Source organism: Afipia dichlorophenoxyacetatis, from assembly GCF_055386385.1.
In genome coordinates this window covers 795,342-815,984 of the sequence record NZ_AP029250.1, presented here as the reverse complement: position 1 = coordinate 815,984, position 20,643 = coordinate 795,342, and the positions used below count along the sequence as shown (strand labels likewise).

The 20,643-nt window shown below is 57.9% G+C and carries 14 protein-coding genes and 1 pseudogene; 11 read left to right on the top strand and 4 right to left on the bottom strand.

The genetic code is table 11. The features are described 5' to 3' along the window. Positions 1-243: 243 nt before the first annotated feature. The 8 genes and pseudogenes from ACZ5C3_RS03845 (at position 244) to ACZ5C3_RS03810 (ending at position 12,453) form a co-directional block, all read left to right on the top strand. The gene (locus tag ACZ5C3_RS03845) at positions 244-2,712 is read left to right on the top strand and encodes a glycogen/starch/alpha-glucan phosphorylase (RefSeq protein WP_464044534.1); all 2,469 of its coding nucleotides are present in this window, start codon (positions 244-246) and stop codon (positions 2,710-2,712) included. 139 nt (positions 2,713-2,851) lie between these two features. Further along, positions 2,852-4,954, top strand: coding sequence for a transketolase (gene tkt / locus ACZ5C3_RS03840; RefSeq protein ID WP_464035397.1), 2,103 nt, complete (start codon positions 2,852-2,854; stop codon positions 4,952-4,954). Then, positions 4,951-7,800, top strand: a complete 2,850-nt coding sequence (locus ACZ5C3_RS03835; protein WP_464035395.1) for a bifunctional transaldolase/phosoglucose isomerase — start codon at positions 4,951-4,953, stop codon at positions 7,798-7,800. The genes tkt and ACZ5C3_RS03835 overlap by 4 nt, the downstream gene beginning before the upstream one ends. A gap of 9 nt (positions 7,801-7,809) precedes the next feature. Continuing rightward, positions 7,810-8,823 (top strand): phosphogluconate dehydrogenase (NAD(+)-dependent, decarboxylating), encoded by a 1,014-nt coding sequence (gene gnd, locus ACZ5C3_RS03830; RefSeq protein WP_464044533.1) that lies wholly within the window; start codon positions 7,810-7,812, stop codon positions 8,821-8,823. Between the two features lie 20 nt (positions 8,824-8,843). Next, on the top strand, positions 8,844-10,364 hold the full coding sequence (gene zwf / locus ACZ5C3_RS03825) for a glucose-6-phosphate dehydrogenase (RefSeq protein ID WP_464035393.1): 1,521 nt from the start codon (positions 8,844-8,846) through the stop codon (positions 10,362-10,364). Continuing rightward, positions 10,361-11,101 (top strand): 6-phosphogluconolactonase, encoded by a 741-nt coding sequence (gene pgl / locus ACZ5C3_RS03820; protein ID WP_464035392.1) that lies wholly within the window; start codon positions 10,361-10,363, stop codon positions 11,099-11,101. Before zwf ends, pgl begins: the two co-directional genes overlap by 4 nt. Continuing rightward, positions 11,062-11,544: pseudogene (locus ACZ5C3_RS03815) on the top strand (gluconokinase); the annotation flags it as partial. The gene pgl and the pseudogene ACZ5C3_RS03815, both read left to right, overlap by 40 nt. Before the next feature lie 102 nt (positions 11,545-11,646). After that, complete coding sequence (locus ACZ5C3_RS03810) at positions 11,647-12,453, top strand: Cof-type HAD-IIB family hydrolase (protein WP_464038250.1); 807 nt, start codon at positions 11,647-11,649, stop codon at positions 12,451-12,453. A gap of 13 nt (positions 12,454-12,466) precedes the next feature. On the opposite strand, the gene ACZ5C3_RS03805 is transcribed toward ACZ5C3_RS03810, so the two are convergent. Both ACZ5C3_RS03805 and ACZ5C3_RS03800 read right to left on the bottom strand, forming a co-directional pair. Then, positions 12,467-14,281 (bottom strand): glycoside hydrolase family 15 protein, encoded by a 1,815-nt coding sequence (locus tag ACZ5C3_RS03805; protein WP_464038249.1) that lies wholly within the window; start codon positions 14,279-14,281, stop codon positions 12,467-12,469. A gap of 59 nt (positions 14,282-14,340) precedes the next feature. Next, entirely contained in the window at positions 14,341-14,568 is a 228-nt protein-coding gene (locus tag ACZ5C3_RS03800; protein ID WP_464035390.1) for a hypothetical protein, read from the bottom strand. A gap of 149 nt (positions 14,569-14,717) precedes the next feature. On the opposite strand from ACZ5C3_RS03800, the gene ACZ5C3_RS03795 reads away from it, so the two are divergent. After that, complete coding sequence (locus tag ACZ5C3_RS03795; RefSeq protein WP_464035389.1) at positions 14,718-14,990, top strand: hypothetical protein; 273 nt, start codon at positions 14,718-14,720, stop codon at positions 14,988-14,990. Between the two features lie 7 nt (positions 14,991-14,997). Here the strand turns inward: ACZ5C3_RS03795 and ACZ5C3_RS03790 are convergent, their stop codons facing one another. Then, positions 14,998-17,181: an amylo-alpha-1,6-glucosidase gene (locus tag ACZ5C3_RS03790; RefSeq protein WP_464044776.1), complete on the bottom strand. Its 2,184-nt coding sequence runs from the start codon at positions 17,179-17,181 to the stop codon at positions 14,998-15,000. 395 nt (positions 17,182-17,576) lie between these two features. On the opposite strand from ACZ5C3_RS03790, the gene ACZ5C3_RS03785 reads away from it, so the two are divergent. Both ACZ5C3_RS03785 and ACZ5C3_RS03780 read left to right on the top strand, forming a co-directional pair. Continuing rightward, positions 17,577-18,233, top strand: a complete 657-nt coding sequence (locus ACZ5C3_RS03785) for a PRC-barrel domain-containing protein (RefSeq protein WP_464035385.1) — start codon at positions 17,577-17,579, stop codon at positions 18,231-18,233. A gap of 21 nt (positions 18,234-18,254) precedes the next feature. Further along, a complete protein-coding gene (locus ACZ5C3_RS03780) occupies positions 18,255-19,514 on the top strand; it encodes an MFS transporter (protein WP_464035383.1) in 1,260 nt (419 codons plus the stop codon). Between the two features lie 26 nt (positions 19,515-19,540). Here the strand turns inward: ACZ5C3_RS03780 and ACZ5C3_RS03775 are convergent, their stop codons facing one another. Further along, positions 19,541-20,605, bottom strand: coding sequence for a glycosyltransferase family 4 protein (locus ACZ5C3_RS03775; RefSeq protein ID WP_464035381.1), 1,065 nt, complete (start codon positions 20,603-20,605; stop codon positions 19,541-19,543). Positions 20,606-20,643 lie beyond the last annotated feature (38 nt).

Below are 20,643 nucleotides of genomic sequence, written 5' to 3'. Positions count from 1 at the left end.
TGCTCAATATTTTGAGTTGTCCAGACTGTGGAGCAACCATGACGCTTACTCATATCGTGCCAGGCGACCCGGGATATCAGCGGCTCACCTTCAGATGTGAGACGTGCCATCGCAGTGAGACGATCATCGTTAAAACGAAGCTCAAAGATTAGGCGTCAAATTGTGGCCGATAAGATTTGGTCACTTTGAGAACAACAGCCGAAAGATCGTTTTTTGGGATCGTACTTCATCGGGATTGGTGGCATGAATATGCAATACAGCGAGCGCCTTGGAATGCAGCAGCCGGACACAGAGGATGTGGTTGCAGGCATCAAAAGCGCGATGCTTGCAAAAATCGTGCTGATGGCGGGCAAGGATGCGAACCGCGCGACCGACCGCGATTGGTACATCGCTGCTGCTCTCACCTTGCGAGACCGCATCATCCACCACTGGCTGCAATCCAACCAGACTGCGCACAGCAATGGCGAAAAGCGGGTCTACTATTTTTCGCTCGAATTCCTAATCGGCCGGCTGTTTACGGATGCGTTGACCAATCTTGATCTCGTCGCGCCATTTCGAACAGCGCTCGAAGATTTCGGCGTTGATTTTGACGAACTGAAAAAGATTGAACCCGACGCAGCGCTGGGCAATGGCGGCCTCGGCCGCCTGGCTGCCTGCTTTATGGAAAGCATGGCCACGCTCAGCATTCCGGCACAGGGCTACGGCATTCGCTATGAACATGGCCTTTTCCGTCAGATCATTTCAGACGGACAACAGGAGGAGTTTCCTGAGCAATGGTTGCTGTCCGGGAATCCATGGGAATTTGAGCGTCCCGAGATTACTTATCGCATTCATTATGGCGGCCGCATTGGACGCGACGATCCGGAGCATCGCGAACGATGCATTTGGCTCCCGGATGAAACCGTTGAAGCCGTGGCCTATGACACGCCTATCGTCGGCTGGGGCAAGCATCACGTCAACGCCCTTCGATTGTGGTCTGCGCGCGCGGTCGATCCGCTGAACCTCAAGGTCTTCAACAGCGGTGATCACCTCGGCGCCATGTCGGAAATGGCGCGAGCGCAGTCGATATCAAAATTCCTGTATCCAAGCGATGAGACACCTGCCGGCCGAGAGCTACGTCTGAGACAGGAGTATTTCTTTGTCTCGGCCTCACTGCAGGACATCATCGCCTATCATCTTCAGGGCGACGGCGATTTGCGCACGCTATCATCCAAAGCTGCCATCCAGATGAATGATACACATCCGAGTCTGGCTATTCCGGAGCTCATGCGGCTGCTGATTGATGAATATCGGCTGAGTTGGGATGAGGCCTGGCACATCACCAATAAAACGATTTCTTACACCAACCACACGCTGCTGCCGGAGGCACTCGAAACATGGCCTGTCGACCTCTTTCAGAGGCTGCTGCCGCGCCACCTCGATATCATCTATCAAATCAACGATCGCAACCTTGCGGCGGCCGAAGCGCATGCCCCCGGTGACATCCGTTTCCGCGCATCCGTCTCATTGATCGACGAGACCGGTGGGCGCCGCGTACGTATGGGCCAGGTAGCCTATGTGGGATCGCACCGGGTCAACGGCGTGTCCGCCATGCATAGCGAGCTGATGCGTAGCACCGTGTTTGCGGACCTCAACGCACTCTATCCCGGGCGGATTACCAACAAGACCAACGGCATCACGTTTCGCCGCTGGCTGCAGCAATGCAATCCTCATCTTGTTGAGATCCTGCGCGACGTATGCGGCGATGTTGTCCTCGATGACCCAAATCACCTGCGGGAGCTGGAAAAGCTGGCGGATGATCGTGCTTTTCAGCAGCGATTCATGTCCGCAAAGTTCAAGAACAAAGTCGCCCTCGCTAATTCGATTGCAGCGCAGATCGGCGTCCGCGTTGATCCGTCAGCAATGTTCGATGTTCAGATCAAGCGCATCCATGAATATAAGCGCCAGCTTCTGAATGCGCTCGAAACCGTCGCTCTCTATCTCGCGATCAAAAACGATCCCGGACGCAACTGGACACCACGGGTCAAGCTGTTCGCTGGCAAGGCGGCTGCGAGCTATCAGCAAGCGAAATTGATCATCAGGTTCATCAATGACATCGCGCTCACGATCAATAGCGATCCGGCGGCCCGCGACGTACTCAAAGTTGCGTTCATTCCGAACTACAATGTGAGCGCAGCGGAAGCCATTGTGCCTGCGAGCAATTTGTCCGAGCAGATTTCAACGGCCGGCATGGAAGCATCCGGCACTGGCAATATGAAACTTGCGTTGAACGGCGCCCTCACCATCGGCACACTTGATGGCGCCAATATCGAAATCCGTGATCATGTCGGCGAGGAGAATATCTTTATCTTCGGCCTGCAGGCTGATCAGGTCGCGCAGCGCCGTGCACAGGGGCTGGATGCCGTGGAGACAATTTCCCGTTCACCCATCCTATGTCGCGTGATCGAGGCCATCGACAGCGGAATGTTCTCTCCAAACGATCCAGGCCGTTTTACGCCCATCACTCACAGTCTGCGTCATCTCGACTACTACATGGTGTCGGCGGATTTCGACGACTATCACCGGATGCAACGCATTGTTGACGAGAAGTGGAATACGCCGGATTGGGCTCGCATGAGCATTCTCAATGTTGCTCGCATGGCGTGGTTCTCCTCCGACCGAACCATTCGCGAATACGCTGAAGACATCTGGGACGTGCCGTTTGAGCGCTGAGCCCCGGAAGGCGGAATCTCGCCGCAGTCCGCATTCACATTAACCGGCGCGACGGAACATTTGCCGCGATGCGAAGTTTTCCGTTCACCTTGCCCTGGTTCCGAGCTGCATCACTTCGTCGCAAGTCCACGGATATCCCATGAGTACTGTGCAGTTGAACGACGGAAGTCAAAGACGTCATGCAACTGATTCAATTGACGATCTTTGCGTCAATACGATCCGCACGCTCACCATCGATGCGGTTCAGAAGGCAAATTCCGGCCATGCTGGCACGCCTATGGGCATGGCGCCGGTGGCCTATACGCTCTGGCAGGATGTGCTGCGTTACGATCCTGCTGATCCGCTCTGGCCCAATCGCGACAGATTTGTGCTTTCCGCAGGTCATGCGTCGCTGCTGCTTTACTCGCTAATCCATCTCTCCGGGATCAAGCGCCTGCAGGACGGCAAGGTCACGAATACACCCGCAGTCTCTCTCGACGACATCAAGGCCTTCCGTCAAATCGACAGCGTCACTCCGGGACATCCCGAATACGGCCACACCACAGGCGTAGAAACCACGACCGGCCCACTTGGCCAGGGCTGTGGCAACAGCGTCGGCATGGCGATCGCATCGCGCTGGCTCGGCGCGAAGTACAACAAGCCTGGCCTCTCGCTGTTTGATTTCAACGTCTACGTGATTTGCAGCGATGGCGATCTGATGGAAGGTGTCGCCAGCGAGGCTGCGTCGCTGGCAGGGCATCTTGGTCTCGACAATCTGTGCTGGATCTATGACAGCAACACCATCACCATCGAAGGCCACACCGAGCTCGCTTTCAGCGAGAATGTTGCCGAGCGCTTCCGTGGTTATGGCTGGCACATTGTTCACGTGCCTGATGCTAACGATCGCCATCGGGTGCACGAAGCGCTTGAGGAATTCAAGGAAACAAGCGGCCGCCCAACCCTGATCGTGGTCAACAGCATCATCGGTTACGGCGCACCGGACAAGCAGAACACCGCGTCGATCCATAGCGATGCGCTCGGCGAAGACGAAGTTCGCAAGACAAAGAAGTTCTTGGGTTGGCCCGAGGATGCTCAATTTCTTGTGCCGGATGGTGTTTATGATCGTCTCACCAATGGAATGGGCAAACGAGGCGCCGCCCTGCGCGCCGTGTGGGAAAAAACTTTCGACGACTACCGTGCCAAGCACCCTGATACCGCTGACGAGATTATTCGATGTCTCAAACACGGTGTCCCTGATAACTGGGATCGCAATCTCCCAATCTTCGAACCCAACCCGAAGGGGATTGCGACGCGCGACGCGTCAGGCAAAGTTCTCAATGTCCTGGCAGAGCGAATGCCGTGGGTCCTCGGCGGCGCGGCGGACCTTGCGCCATCGACCAAGACCAAACTGTCATTCGATGGCGCTGGGACACTGACGAAGACAACGCCCGGCGGACGAAACATGCATTTCGGCGTCCGCGAACATGCCATGGGCGCGATCGTCAACGGTATGGGCCTTTGCCACCTGCGGGGCTTCGGTTCGACGTTCCTGATTTTCAGCGACTATATGCGCCCGCCCATACGTCTCTCGGCTCTGATGAGACTGCCGATCTTCAACGTCTTTACCCACGACACCATTGGCGTTGGCGAAGATGGCCCGACCCATCAACCGGTCGAACAGCTGGCAGGACTGCGCGCGGTCCCGGGACTGGTGGTCCTGCGGCCTGCAGACGCGAACGAAGTGCGCGAGGCTTATAAAATTATCATGAGCCTCAAGGACGAACCTGCGGCTCTCGTGCTGAGCCGCCAGGCTCTGCCGATCTTCGATCGGAGCCGTTATGCATCAGCTGAGGGGCTTGCGCGGGGCGCCTACGTTATGGCCGACCCGGACAGCGGTCCACCTCAGGTGATCCTGATCGGCACCGGCAGCGAGGTGCAGCTCTGCGTCGGAGCCTATGAAACGCTGAAATCGCGCGGCATCGGCGCCCGCGTCGTCAGCATGCCGTCATGGGACCTGTTTGAAAAGCAGGACAAGGCTTATCGCGACAGCGTCCTGCCGCCTGACATCACGGCGCGCGTGACCGTCGAGCAAGCCTCCGTGATCGGCTGGGACCGTTATGCAGGGTCTTCCGGTACGATCATCGGTATGCATACATTCGGATCGTCCGCCCCGTTAAAAGACCTTTTGACAAAATTTGGCTTTACGGCAGAGAAGGTGTTGAGTGCTGCCCTACGCCAGATCGAACAGAACAAGAGATCATGAACCCAGTCAAAAAGCTTCAAAGCCATGGCCAGGCTGTCTGGCTCGATTTCCTCGCACGCGGCTTCATCGCCAAAGGCGATCTGAAGACGCTGATCGAACGGGATGGAGTGCTGGGCGTCACTTCAAACCCCTCGATTTTTGAGAAGGCGATCGCCGGCACTGATGAATATGACGATGCGATTTCAGCATTGTTGAAGCAGCATGACCGGCCTGTGGGTGATCTCTACGAGGCTCTTGCAATTGAAGATATCCAACACGCGGCAGACGTTCTGAAGCCGGTCTACGATGACCTGCACGGCGCCGATGGCTACGTCAGCCTTGAGGTCTCACCCTATCTCGCCCTCGATACCAAAGGCACCGTCGCGGAAGCCGAGCGACTCTGGAAAGCAGTCGACCGCGAAAACCTGATGGTGAAGGTGCCCGCGACTCCTGAGGGCTTGCCGGCGATTCAGAAGCTGATTTCGGAAGGCATCAGCATCAACATCACGCTGTTGTTCTCGCAAAAAGTCTATGCGCAGGTTCTGGAAGCTTATCTGGCGGGCCTCGAAGCCTTCGTCGCAGGCGGCGGCGACCCAAGCAAGATTGCAAGCGTCGCAAGCTTCTTTGTCAGCCGCATCGATACAGCCGTCGACAAGCAGCTCGACGAGCAGATCGCCGCAGCGAATGACAAGGATCAAAAGGCTCGGCTCGAAGCGCTGAAAGGCAAGGTGGCCATCGCCAACGCGAAGCTCGCCTATCAGCACTACAAGAAGGTGATCGCGTCCGACCGCTGGAAGAAGCTCGTCGCCAAGGGAGCCAAGGTTCAGCGGCTGTTGTGGGCCAGCACCGGGACCAAGAACAAGGCCTATAGCGATGTGCTGTATATCGAAGAGCTGATCGGCCGCGACACAGTGAACACGGTACCGCCGGCGACACTCGACGCCTTCCGCGACCACGGCAAGCTCCGCGACAGTCTGGAAGAAAACATCCCGGAAGCCGAGCGGGTTCTCGCTGACCTTGCAAAAGCAGGGATTTCGCTTGACGCGATTACGGACACCCTCGTCAAGGAAGGCGTGCAATTGTTCGCCGAAGCGTTCGACAAGCTGCTTGGAGCCGTTGCACATAAGCGCGCTACCATGCTCGGCGGCCGGATCGATGGGCAAACCATTGCGCTTGCTCCGGACATCGAGAAAGACAGCAAGGCGCTGATGGAGCGCTGGCGCACGGACGGCACCATTCGCAAATTGTGGGCGCGCGATGCCTCGGTCTGGACCGGCAAGGACGAGGCCAAATGGCTCGGCTGGCTTGATATCGTTGAACGCGAGCGCGGCGAACTCTCACGTTACGACGCATTCTCCGGCTGGGTGAAGAGCAATGGCTTCACGGATGCCGTCGTACTCGGCATGGGCGGTTCGAGCCTGGGACCTGAAGTCCTGGCCATGACATTTGGTCAAGCCGAGGGCTTTCCCAAACTTCGCATCCTCGATTCGACTGACCCCGCGCAGGTTCGCCGCATCGAGGCGGCGATCAACGTCGGAAAGACGCTATTCATCGTCTCGAGCAAGTCGGGCGGCACGACCGAGCCGAACGCGTTGATGGATTATTTCTTCGCCCTTGTGAACGAAGAGACCAAGGGCGAAGCCGGCAAACACTTTGTTGCCGTGACCGATCCAGGTTCGTCCATGGAGCAGGTCGCGAAATCACGCAATTTCGCTCAGGTCTTTTATGGCCTGCCCAGCATCGGCGGCCGTTATTCGGTGCTGTCGCCATTCGGGCTGGTGCCTGCTGCAGCGGCTGGCATCGACCTTGGCAAACTCCTCGAGTCCGCAGCGTCGATGGTACGCGCCTGCGGTCCCGACGTTCCTCCCGGCGAAAACCCCGGCGTCCAATTGGGATTGGCGCTCGGCGCCGCCGCCAAGCATGGCCGGGACAAAATCACGCTCACCGGATCTAAACAGATTGCGGATTTCGGTGCGTGGGCAGAACAGCTCATCGCAGAATCCACCGGCAAGAACGGCAAGGCGCTGATTCCGCTCGAAGGCGAGACGCTCGGCAAGCCCGAGGTCTATGGCAACGATCGCGTGTTCATCGATCTTCGTCTGAAGGACGATACCGACACATCGCGCGAAGCTGCCCTTGCGACGCTGGAGCAGGCAGGCCATCCGGTGATCCGGATTACTATTACGAATCCTGAGCATATCGGTCAGGAGTTTTTCCGCTTTGAGATCGCGACTGCAGTTGCCGGTGCCGTGATGGGCATTAACCCGTTCGATCAGCCGGACGTGGAGTCCGCGAAGATCAAGACCAAGGAACTGACTTCGGCTTTCGAAAAAACCGGCGAGCTCCCCTCCGAGAGCGCCGTGTCAAGCGACGGCGAGATCGACATCTATACGGACACCAAGAATGCGGACGCCTTGCGCAAGGCGGGCGCGAACGGCGATGCCGTATCGTGGCTCAAAGCGCATTTCGGGCGCGTCAAGAGCGGCGACTATGCGGCCATCCTGGCTTACCTCGACCACAACGACGCTGATATCGCGGCGGCGCAGGAGATGCGCATGGCAATCCGCGATAAAAAGCATATCGCCACCTGCGTCGGCTTCGGTCCACGCTTCCTGCACTCGACCGGGCAAGCCTATAAAGGCGGACCGAACAGCGGTGTCTTCCTGCAGATCACGGCCGAGGACGCCAACGATCTGCCCATTCCGGGCCACAAAGCGAGCTTCGGCGTCATCAAGGCGGCACAGGCGCGCGGCGATTTCGATGTGTTGACCGAACGCGATCGGCGGGCACTGCGCCTGCATATCAAGGGCGATGTCACAAAGGGCCTCGCAACCATCCGCGCGGCTGTCCAAAGCGCATTGTCATAGGAACGGCACATGCAGATCGGACTCGTCGGCTTGGGACGCATGGGCGGCAACATCGTTCGCCGCCTCATCACCAAGGGCCAGCACAACGTCGTCGTCTTCGACACCAACGTAAAGGCTGTGGCGGATCTTGCCGCAGCAGGCGCCACGGGAGCTACCTCGCTTCCAGATCTCGTCAGAAAACTCGCCGCTCCTCGGGTGGTATGGGTGATGCTGCCCGCGGGCAAGATCACGGAAGACACCATCGCAACGCTCCGGAAGACCATGGAGCCCGGCGACACCATCATCGATGGCGGCAATACGTTCTGGCAGGACGATGTCCGCCGCGCCGGCGAATTGAAGAGGATCGGCATTCATTATGTCGACGTCGGCACCAGCGGCGGCGTATGGGGCCTTGAGCGCGGCTACTGCATGATGATCGGAGGCGAAACCGAGATCGTGAATCGCCTCGACCCGATCTTCGCGAGCCTTGCCCCCGGCCTCGGCGATATTCCACGCACATCGGGCCGCGACGGGCGCGATCCGCGTGCCGAGCGGGGCTATATCCATGCCGGCCCCGTCGGCGCGGGCCACTTCGTCAAAATGATCCACAACGGCATCGAGTATGGCCTGATGCAGGCTTATGCTGAAGGCTTCGATATTCTCAAGAACGCGAATATCGATGCCCTGCCCCCCGAACATCGGTACGACCTCAATATCGCCGATATCGCTGAAGTCTGGCGTCGCGGCAGCGTTGTCAGCTCATGGCTGCTCGACCTCACAGCCGCGGCGCTGGCCAAGAACGACACACTCGAGAATTACTCCGGGTTCGTCGAGGATTCCGGCGAAGGCCGCTGGACCATCAATGCCGCGATCGACGAGGCCGTGCCGGCGGAAGTCATCACCGCGGCGCTCTATGCGCGCTTCCGCTCGCGCAAGGAACATACCTTCGCGGAGAAAGTGCTCTCCGCCATGCGTCATGGCTTCGGCGGCCACACCGAGCCACCCAAACTTGGCGGCACTGCTGGCAAAAAAGCCGCGGAATAAGCGATCTAAAAGGAGTGCCGATGAGTTCTGATACCACTGCCAAGCCCAGGGTCCCTGATTCATGTTGCTTTGTGGTGTTCGGCATCACCGGCGATCTCGCTCATCGGCTTGTTATCCCGGCGCTTTACAATCTGGCCGAGTCTGGACTTCTGCCGGAAAAATTTTGCGTGGTCGGCATCACCCGCACTGAAATACAGAGTGCGACCCTAAAAGACGACCTGATGAAGGCTCTCCAACAATTCGCAACGCGGCCAATCAACCAGGCCATTGCCAAGAAGTTGTTCGATTGCATCCTCAGCATTCATGCTGACCCAGCTGAACCGGGATCGTTCAAGAGACTGAAAGACCATCTCGAGAAGATCGCCAAGACCGACGGCATCACGAACAATCTATTCTATCTCGCTGTTCCGCCCAATGGCTTTAAACCCATCAGCGAAGAGCTCAGCAAGATGGGTCTATTGACCGACCAGCCTGATGGCTGGCGGCGCCTTGTGGTCGAAAAACCGTTCGGCACGGATCTCAAATCCGCGAAAGACCTCAATCGCGATCTGCTCAAGCTCGTGAGCGAGCATCAGATTTACCGGATCGATCACTATCTCGGCAAAGAAACCGTACAGAACATTTTGGTGCTTCGATTTGCCAATGGGATGTTCGAGCCGATCTGGAATCGAAACCACATCGACCATGTGCAGATTACCGTCTCCGAAATGCTCGATGTCGGCCGCCGCGGCAGTTTCTATGAATCGACCGGTGCGTTGCGCGACATGGTCCCCAACCACCTCTTTCAACTGCTTGCCTTGGTCGCGATGGAGCCCCCGTCGCGCTTCGACGCGCACTCGGTGCGTTCGGAAAAGGGCGAGGTCCTCTCCGCCATCCAAGTGCAGAGCGAAGAGGAAGCGCTCAAGAACTCGGTCCGCGGGCAGTACGTCGCCGGCCGCATTCGCGACAAGGACATCGACGATTACCGCCGAACCAAGAATGTCTCCCCCGACAGCGTCGTCGAGACTTATGCTGCGCTGAAACTGACCATCGACAACTGGCGTTGGGCCGGCGTTCCATTTTATCTCCGCACCGGCAAGGCGATGTCCGGGAAACGCACCGAAGTTGCGATCCGATTCAAGGCTGCGCCATTTTCCATGTTCCGAGCTACCGAGGTGGAGCGTCTGTCGCGCAACTATCTGGTCATCGGTGTTGAGCCGACGGAAAGCATTACACTTCAGTTCAACACCAAGGTGCCCGGACCAACCGTCACCGTCGATGGCGTGGAAATGAAATTCAAGTACAAGGACTATTTCAAGTCCGCGCCAAGCACCGGCTACGAAACCCTGCTCTACGACTGCATGATCGGTGATAACATCCTGTTTCAGCGCGCAGACAGCGTCGAGGCGGGCTGGCAAGCCGTTCAGCCCTTTATCGACGCTTGGAAGAAAGCGGGCGGCAACGGGCTTTCCCTGTACCGTGCCGGCACAGATGGCCCCAAGGAAGCAGATGAGCTGATCGAACGCGATGGCCGCCGCTGGCGCCGGATCGACGGAGAATGAGTACGCCGACCTCGAAGCCCCAGAGCATCGTTGTTGCCGATGGCCGATCGCTGGCGGATGCCGCGGCCAAGCGACTGGTTGAGCGCATTGCAAAGAACGCGCAGCAAGTCAGAGTCTGCCTGACTGGTGGATCGACGCCACGGCGGCTTTATGAATTGCTCGCGACTTCGTTCTGGCGCAAACAGATTCCCTGGCCGCGCGTCCACTGGTTCATGACCGACGATCGTTTCGTTCCGCAGGACGATCCCTTGAGCAATATCGGCATGGCCCGGGCGGCTTTTCTTGATGCATGCGCACCTCCGGAAAATGTGCACGCTATCCCGACGTCGGCCGCGACGCCTGACGAGGCTGCAGAACGCTACGAGCGTGAACTCAGATCGTTTCATGCAGCCTCTTTGGATCAAGAGCCGCCGCTGTTCGATCTCGTCCTGATGGGCATCGGCCCCGATGGGCATACAGCAAGCCTGTTTCCCAATTCCCCTGCACTGGCGGAACAACAACGATGGGCCGTCGGCGTGGCAAAAGCGAATGTCGCGCCCTTCGTCCCTCGCGTAAGCCTGACGTTTCCTTGCCTGGCATCGACGCGGGAGATGCTCTTTCTGGTATCCGGCGGCGAGAAGCGGGATATTCTCACCCGCGCATTTTCCGGCGAAGATCTCCCAGCGGTTCGAGCACGCGCCATGCACGGAGAAACGGTATGGCTGCTCGATCAGGCTGCGGCTCCGGCGAACATTTGACAGTCATCATGCAAGCTCCAACTGATATTTCGGCCATTATCGTGATGGGCGTCTCCGGCTCCGGCAAAAGCACGATTGCTTCGGCGCTGGCCAAATATGTCGGCTTCGACTGCGAGGATGGAGATTCCTACCATCCGGCCTCCAACGTCGCGAAGATGCAAGCCGGCACTCCTTTAACGGATGATGACCGTTGGCCGTGGCTCAAGGCCATTGCGGACGATATCGACCGCAGGGCCGCTACCAGCCACCCCTTCGTGGTGTCTTGTTCAGCGCTGAAACGGGCCTATCGGGATATTCTTGTCCATGGCCGCCCAGATGTGCGGCTGGTCTATCTGAAAGGCACACGCGACCTCATCGCGGAACGATTGGCGCTTCGGAAGGGGCATTTCATGCCCCCTTCCCTACTCGACAGTCAGTTCGCAACGATCGAGGAGCCGACGCCGGACGAGAATGTTGTCGTCGTTGATATCGACGCCTCGGTCAATAAGGTCGTGGCCACGATTGCCGACCGTTTGCTTGTCACTCCAACGCCCGGATCGCGCATCATGACGCCCATCAAACTTCTGATTTCGGACGTCGATGGCACGCTCGTCACCAAGGATAAGCGCCTCACGCCCGCATCCGTCGAGGCTGTCCGCGAACTACGCGCGCGAGGCATCCAGTTCTCGGTCACCAGCAGCCGTCCACCTTTCGGCATGCGAATGCTGCGAGAACCGCTCAACCTCGATCTGCCGATGGGAGCGTTCAACGGCAGCTCCATCGTCCGTCCCGACCTGACCGTCGACGAACAACAAACGATCCCCCGAAATGCGGTGACCACGAGCCTCGCGCTATTTGCACGCTATGGCATCGACGTCTGGATTTTCACCAACGAGCACTGGATCATTCATCGCGACGACGGGCAATACGTTGCCCACGAGAAAAGAACGATCGATACAGACCCTCTGCTGGTCGCGGACGATGCGCCATATCTTGATAAATCGTGCAAGATCGTCGGCGTCAGCGCTGATTTCGACCTGCTGGCGCGATGCGAACCGGAATTGCAGGCTGCGCTAGGCACGGAGGCCCACGCCGCGCGATCGCAGAATTACTATCTCGACGTTACCCCGCCGGGATACGACAAAGGCACCTTCGTGAAAACGATGGCAAAGCGCTTGAATATTCCGCCTCAGGCCATCGCAACAATCGGCGACATGACGAACGACGTTCCCATGTTTCGCGCCAGCGGACTGTCTTTTGCCATGGGCAATGCAACCGACGCCATCAAGGCACAAGCCGCGCATGTCACCGCGTCCAACGAGGACGACGGCTTTGCAAAGGCCGTTGCGACAATCCTGACGCTGAACGGCTGAGCAGCCTGCTCTTTCAAGTCGCGCGTTGCACAGCCGGCTTTGCTGGGTGGAGCGCCTCGTAGATGTTGTACGCCGTATTGATGATGGCGATGTGTGTGAGTGCCTGAGGGAAATTCCCCAACTGCCTGCGCGTTGCCGGATCGTATTCCTCGGCAATCAATCCGACGTCATTCGCCACGCCTGCAACCCGCCGGAACAATTCCCGCGCTTCGTCCACACGGCCAGCCAGAACGTAAGCATCCGCCAGCCATAGCGTACACGCAAGAAACGCTCCCTCGATGGGTTCGACCTCGTCCGGCGGCGTCCCACGAGGATCGTGTCGAAGAACAAACCCGTCGCGTATCAGATGTCTTTCAATCGCGGCGATGGTCCCAACGATGCGGGGATCATCCGGCGGCAGAAATCCAACTGCCGGCAGCAACAGCAAGCTCGCATCCAATAGATGCGAGCCATACGATATGACGAAGGTGTTGGCCTCGGCATCAAATCCATTGACGCAGATATCGGCGTGAATGTGATCACGCAGTGCCCGCCAGTATTCAACAGGGCCCTTAAAGCTGAAAGTCTCAGCGCTCTTGATGGCGCGATCGAATGCAACCCAACACATGACTTTGGACAGCACATAATGCTGAGGCGGGCCGCGCAGCTCCCAGATGCCGCAATCCGGCAGATGCCAGATCTTCGAGAGGTGCTCAAGAATTTTGAGCTGCAGCGCCCACGTGCTGCCGTCCAGCTCGACCTTGAGCATGCGCGCCTGGTGGAAGGTGTCCATTAACTCGCCATAGACATCGAGCTGCAGCTGCGCGTGTGCGGCATTGCCAAAACGAACTGGCTTCGAATCCGCGTACCCCGGCAGCCAGGCCGCCTCCCATTCCAACAGCCGCCGTTGGCCGGTGATGCTGTACATGATCTGCATATCGGCGGGCGATCCTGCTACGGCTCGCAAAAGCCAATTATGCCAGGATGCGGCTTCGGTCTGATAGCCACTGTTCATGAGAGCCAGCAATGTAAACGTCGCATCGCGAAGCCAGCAGTAACGGTAGTCCCAGTTGCGGCCGCCGCCGGGTTTCTCAGGGAGCGACGATGTCGGCGCGGCCACGATGCCACCGGTTGGGGCATAAGTCAGTGCTTTCAACGTGATCAGCGAGCGCTGAATAAGATCGCGGTGCTTGCCCTTGTAGGTGCCGTAGCTCGACCACTCGGTCCAGAAGCTTCTGGTGTCTTCCAAAGCCTGCATGTGGTCGATCGGCTTAGGCACCGGCAGGTGTGAGGCGTCATACGTCAGTACAAACGGAATGATTTCCCCGGCCCGCACATCAAAATTTGCGCGGGTGGTCATGTCTTCGCCTCTCAGCGCAACGGGTGTCCGCAGCACCGCCATGTCAGGCCCGGCGATGGCAAGCAAAGTGCCATCCTTTAGGCGCCGAACCCAGGGGATGTTGCTGCCGGATCCAAAGCGGATGATCAGCTCCATCGCCATGCGGACAACGCCGCGGTCGCCCCGCACCAGCCGCACGACATCCGATGCTGTTCCGCGAGGCGGCATGAAGTCAATCAGCGTGACCTCACCCCCCTCACATTCAAACCGCGTCTCTAAAATCAGCGTATCGCCGTTGTAAGCGCGCGTCGTCGCACGAATCGGAACATCCGGCGCAATCTGCCATCGCCCATGATCTCGCGTACCAAGAAGGGCTGCGAAGCAAGCATCGGAATCGAAAGACGGCCAGCACAGCCAATCGATGGAGCCATTGCGGCTCACAAGCGCGGCAGTGAGGCAATCACCGATCAGGGCATAATCTTCGATGGGGGATGACAACGATCCTCGCAGATCACAACGCGATTTTGACCAATGAGCGTCGTGATAAAACAACGTATCTCATTCGTTACTCAAATATCGATGATCGTATGTTTTTGATACTCTGAAATCGCCTTGTTCGCGAGCCAGATCTTGTTGGTATGACCTTGTTCAAATCGCCTGAGGATCAGATTCAACAGTGGCTCGTGGATGACGAAGCTTCTCGGCAGCGCCCCCACCTTATCGAGGTAATTGGCGGCAATCATGTAAGCTTCGCCGATCACCTCATGACCATCCTCTGAAAAACGTTCGACCAGCATCGTCGGAGCCTCCCGACCAATAATCGCTTCGCTGCTCTGTTGGTTCCATCCGCAGCATACCGCATTTGGTCAGTATGTACGGCGCATAGCGAGAAGACCGCTCGCCGCCTCTCTGCCAGCCGGCTTCAGCTAACGTCTTGGAACCGAGCATGAATTGGCCGGTTGACGAAGCGGCGCCCAAGACGCTTGAGAAGCAAGCAGGCTCATTCCAGCACGGGGAGAGGCCAATGAATGGAGACATCAACCGTGACATCAAACAAGGTGGCCGCGGGAATGGCGGCCCATCTTTGCTTCTGGCAGCTTTGGCTATCGTCGCCGTTCTGACAGCGGTTTATTTTGCATCGCAAGACCGCCAACAGTCGCCGCTTCTCACGGCCGGCAAAGACCTTGCCGTCCCAAGCCCGATGATCAGGGACAAGTAATCGCTCCTCAGCTGCTCGGCGGCGCCTGGAGATGGCTGACGGAGACTTCTATCCCGCTTGGATTTCGCAAAATCTGCAGTGAGACGTTTTCACCGTACCTGTAGAGCGCGAAATCGATCTTCGCGTCGCCAAGTTCGATATTGCGAAGGATGAGCATATCCAGAAATGGCGGCAGCATCGGATCGGTCAGCCGGATGCGATTGAGCTCCGGCTGGAATTCGATGCCGATGCACGCCTGCAGCATTGCAAAAGGCGCTCCACTGGCCCACGCCTGCGGCGAACATGCGACCGGATAGAGTGTCGGTCCCTGGCTCTTTTGTCGTCGGAAGCCGCAGAACAATTCCGGCAGCCGGCGCAGATCCATGTAGGACGCTGCTCCACTAATCGCTTCAAAAACATCGCACGCCGCAGCCTTGTGACCATAGCGCGCCATTCCAACCGCGATCAGGGAATTGTCGTGCGGCCAGATCGACCCGTTGTGATAGGACATCGGATTGTAGCGGCTTTCGCCCGACGCCACGGTCCGGATGCCCCACCCTGAGAAAAATCGAGGCGACATCAATCCATCGACGACGCGCCTTGCACGCTCCGGCGAAGCCAATCCACCGAACAGCACGTGGCCGGCATTGGACGTCCGCACTTTGCACGGCTGGCCGTCTCCATCCAACGCTATGGCGTAGGTGCCGATGTCCTCGCACCAGAAAGCTCTTTCAAATCGCGAAGACAGCTCTTCCGCATCGCGCTCCAGTTGAGCAGCGAGTTCGACAAATCCAAGATGCCGCGCGGCTTTCGCGATCGAGCGCTTCGCGGCGTAGACATATGCTTGGACCTCGACCAGCGCGATGGAGCCTTCAGCAAGACGCCCATCGGCATGAAACACCGAGTCGAACGAGTCCTTCCATCCCTGGTTGGCCAAGCCTTCTTTATTGTCGCGGGAATGGCGGAGAAATCCGTCGCCATCGAGCGCCGAATGACCGTCAATCCATGCCAGCGCGGCCTCAATATTCGGCCACAGCGTTCGGATGGTTTGCGCATCTGCGGTTCGTGCGAAATATTCGCCGGCAAGCAAAACGAACAACGGCGTGGCGTCGACACTGCCGTAATAGAGACCGAACGGGACTTCCCGAAGCCGGGCCATTTCACCGTTCCGCATTTCATGCAGAATTTTTCCGGGCTCCGCATCGTTGAGCGGATCGACCGTCTTGGCCTGCAGTGCCGCCAACCGTGCCAGCACCCCGCGCGCGAGATGCGGCACGCACCACAACATCTGTAGTGCCGTGATGATTCCATCGCGCCCGAACGTGGTCGAATACCAAGGAATTCCGGCGTAGGGATAATTGCCGTCCACCGTCTCCGTTGTCAGCATCCGCAGATCGCTCAGAGATCGCGCCAGGATCTGATTGAATACATCGCTCGACGTCCCGATCGCGATTGCGTCATTCGTATCCTTCCGAAATGCCCGGGCTGCAAGCGCCATCCCTTTGAAAAAGTGCGCTGGCGGATCACCGGGCTTCCCATTGCACTTGACCGTCAGGAAAATCGACCGACGCTCGTGCGGAGCCAACGTGAGGCTATACTTCGCATGACTTTCGCTGATTTGATCCGGCTGCGGATCAAAGCGGAGCGACGTGCTGCGCTCGATGCCGTCCAAGCCCTCGTAGAACAAGTAGACATCGTTTCCCTCAGCCATGGCTGCGCGTTGCGTCCCGCGACGCGCACGGCGCATTCCTCTCACCTCGAAAATGTCCGCGAAATCATTCGAAAACGCGAAAGACAGGGACATGGTGATCCGCTGAATGCCATGATTGTGGATGTGAAAGCGGGTGTAGAAATTCTCCTGCCACACGAAGCTCGTCCGGACGATATGAACAGTATCCTTCGGCAGAACGAGACGATCGCGGACATAGACGTCCGGGTTTGTGAGATCGACCGTCAACATCGTGTTGTCGTCCCGAACGTTCGACCCGAGCAAAAGCGGCTCAAGATCATCAATGGTCAGTTCGAGGCGCGAAAGGTATCGCGTGTCGTTGTTGAAAATACCGTCCGGATCACCGGCCGATGCCCCGATATCACCATGACTGTCGACCACAGCGAACGTGTCGTTCGCTTTTAGCGTTCGACGCGGGCGCGCGGTAGACCCCACAGCCGGGATGTAAAAGGGGGTTTCTTGTGGAGGGGTGATGCTTCGCACCGCAGGGGATGGAACAACCAAAGGACCACCTTTCGAGAGCGTTTTGTTTTCCTTAGGTCAGATGGAACGCATTCAGGGATAGCCGGTTCCCTCTGACAACAACTTCATCTCCGATAGAGCGAATGACTGGATTCCCAATGTCTCGGCATCGCGTAGCCCGCCTCATCGTCGCCGGGTTCTTGCGAAACGTTCGAGGCGCCGAGCCCATCCTCGCGGAAGCTGATTTCCGGACGATTTCAGGACCTTAGCTGCGTCGCACAATCACTCTCGGCACCGAACAATTCTTGCCTCTGGTTTTTGCTCGAAGTGTGTCGCCATCGCAGATCAAAGGAGCGTCCATGCATCACGGCCGACGAACTCAACGTCCACCTCGGACGCGCACTCGCGTCCGAGAAATGTCGTTATCCCCCGCGGTGCTCATGCTGGTGGTCATAACAGCTTCCGTCATCGCCCGCCCCACACTCGCGGCAGACGAGAAATATGCGCAGGCTCAGCAGGTTCCAGCGGAGACATCGCAGCCGGCCAACATTTCACCAGCGCCAGCGACACCACCGGCCGCGCAAGCTCCAGCGCCACCACCAGCTGCGCAGGCCCCGACGCCTAAGGCACCACCTCCTGCTGAAACCCCCGCAATGGTCCTCAACGGCCAACAAGTCGAAAGCATTCTTGGAAAGAAAGTTCGCAGCACTGCCGGCGATGATATGGGGCGGATCATCGACATCATTGCCGATAAAACGGGTCAGGTTCGGGCCGCGATCGTCGACTTCGGCGGTTTCCTTGGCGTCGGCAATCGCCAAATCGCGGTCGATTGGAAAGCCATACGATTTCCCACTGACGGGAAGACCGATGCCGTGATCGTCGACCTCAGCAAGGACCAACTCCGGGTCGCTCCGGTCTACAAACCCGGAGAACAGATTGTGGTTCTTGGCCAACAACAGCCGGCGAGCGCGCCTCAACCCGCTCCCGCGGCTCCGCCACAAGCTACTGCGGCCCCAACACCACCTACAACGGACACAGCCAATCCGGTCGCGAAGGATCCACCATCAAAATAACGACCTGCCAACGGCATTGAGATGGATGAAAAAGCCAAGACCCATCTCACCGGCGAGGCAGGCGCCGGAGGGAACCCAGGAAAGTCCAGCGCTTCGCCGAAAAGTCGGCGGGGTCTGGATTGGTTCGTCTTCTTTGTTGCCGATGTCCAAACCGGCTTTGGACCATTCGTTGCGGTTTATCTGACCGCTCAGAAATGGACTCAAACCGACATCGGTCTCATTCTGACAATAGGCGGCCTCATCGCTCTATTCGGACAAATTCCCGGAGGAGCAATCCTGGATGCACTACGATCTCCACGGCTCGCCGCTGGCGTGTCGGTCTTCGTCATCGGCATCAGCGCCCTCATGCTGGCGATTTGGCCGATTTTCCCCGTCGTGCTGATGTCGAGAATATTGCAGGCCAGCGCAAGCTGCGTGTTGGGGCCCGCGATCGCCGCACTAAGCCTTGGGCTCGTACATCGAACGGAAATCGGCGAACGCCTGGGCCGAAACGCATCGTTTGCTTCGGTCGGGACAGGACTCGCCGCAGCCGGAATGGGGCTCTGCGGATATTATATTTCAAACCAAGCAGTGTTCTATGTCACTGCGGCATTCATATTTCCCGCATTGATCGCTCTCTTTCAGATCAATGCGCAAGAGATTGATCCGGAAAGAGCCCATGGCGGCGCGCAAAAGCAACCGCTCAATCTGTCTGTTATTCTTCAACTCCTCACCAACAGGACACTGGTGATATTTGCGCTCTGTGTGCTGCTGTTTCATCTCGCCAACGCCGCGATGTTGCCGCTGGTCGCGAGCATGCTGACCCTGCGGTCGAGCGAGTCGGCACCGGCCCTTATCGCCGTCGCGATGGTGGTGCCTCAATTCATTGTCGCGATTGTTTCCCCCGCCATCGGCAGGAAATCCCAAGCATGGGGGCGCAAGCCATTGCTGCTGATCGGTTTTACCGCGTTGATGATCCGCGGCATCCTGTTTGCCGCGGTGACGCCGTCGCAGTTGATTGTCGTTGTGCAAATTCTGGACGGCATTTCCGCCGCGGCGCTGGGCGTCTTGGTTCCGCTTACGCTCGCCGACATTACGCGAGAGACGGGGCGATTTAACCTCACCCAAGGGCTTGTGGGGTGTGCAATGGGGATCGGCGCAGCAATCAGCACGACGCTTGCCGGGTTTTTGTCGGACCGGTTCAGCAGCTACGTGACATTTCTGACGTTGGGTGTGATCGCGGCTGTTGGACTTTTAGCAGTGTGGCTATTCATGCCGGAAACCCGGCCGGAACGTGATTGACCACATTCCGGCGTTGGGTCCGAATCTTATCCCGCCACAAGGCGCGGCTTCGCTTTACGCCCTTCATCGGTCTGAGCGACTTTCCGATAGACGTTCAGATAATCCAGGGCCATGCGGTTCGACGTAAATCGTTCTTCAAATCGTTTGCGCACTGTAGTGCGCGAGATCAATCCAATATTCTTTATAGCTCCGACGGCGCTCGTCTCATCTTCAACGACGAAGCCTGTCACGCCATCCTCAACAATCTCGGGAGCTGCGCCTCTGTTGTAAGCCACGACGGGAGTTCCACAGGCCATGGCTTCAATCATGACAAGACCGAACGGCTCTGGCCAATCAATCGGAACGATCAGTGCAACCGCCGCGCTGAGAAAATCGGACTTTTCAGCATCCGAAATCTCGCCGATAAATTCGACATGCGATTTCTCAAGAAGGGGACGAATATCCGCGTTGAAATAGTCGAGGTCAGTTGGATCAACCTTGGCCGCGATCTTGAGCGGCAATCCGCATCGCTCCGCGATGTGAATGGCGCGATCGACCCGCTTTTCCGGCGAGATCCGCCCTAGAAAGGCAAGATAGGACGGGGTCTTTTCTTTCGGCGCGAGCAACCCCTCGGGCAGCCCGTGATGGACCGTGTCGATCCAATTCGCCTTATGGACTGGTCGCCGCTGCGAATTCGAAATCGACACCAGCGGGATCGATGAGAACGTATCGAACACCGGCTGGTGCTCCGGCAGATCAAGCCGGCCATGCAGTGTGGTTATGAAAGGTATTCGCTGACGCGACATCAGCGAAAACGGGTAGTAGTCCAGGTGGAAATGCAGAATGTCGAATTCATCTGCGCGCCGGCACACCTGCTCGACCATCATCATGTGAAGCGAATTGGGATCGCGCACAGATCCATCTAGCCGCAGCGCACGCGGCCACATCGGCGCAAGTGTTGCTGATGTCAGGGAATCTCCGCTTGCGAACAAAGTCACATCATGACCAAGCGAAACCAGTTCTTCCGTCAGCCATGAGATCACCCGTTCAGTCCCGCCGTAGAGCTTGGGTGGCACAGCTTCCGTCAACGGCGAGATTTGCGCGATACGCATAGAATTACCTCCATAAGGCGGTGAGACGGTCACAGGAT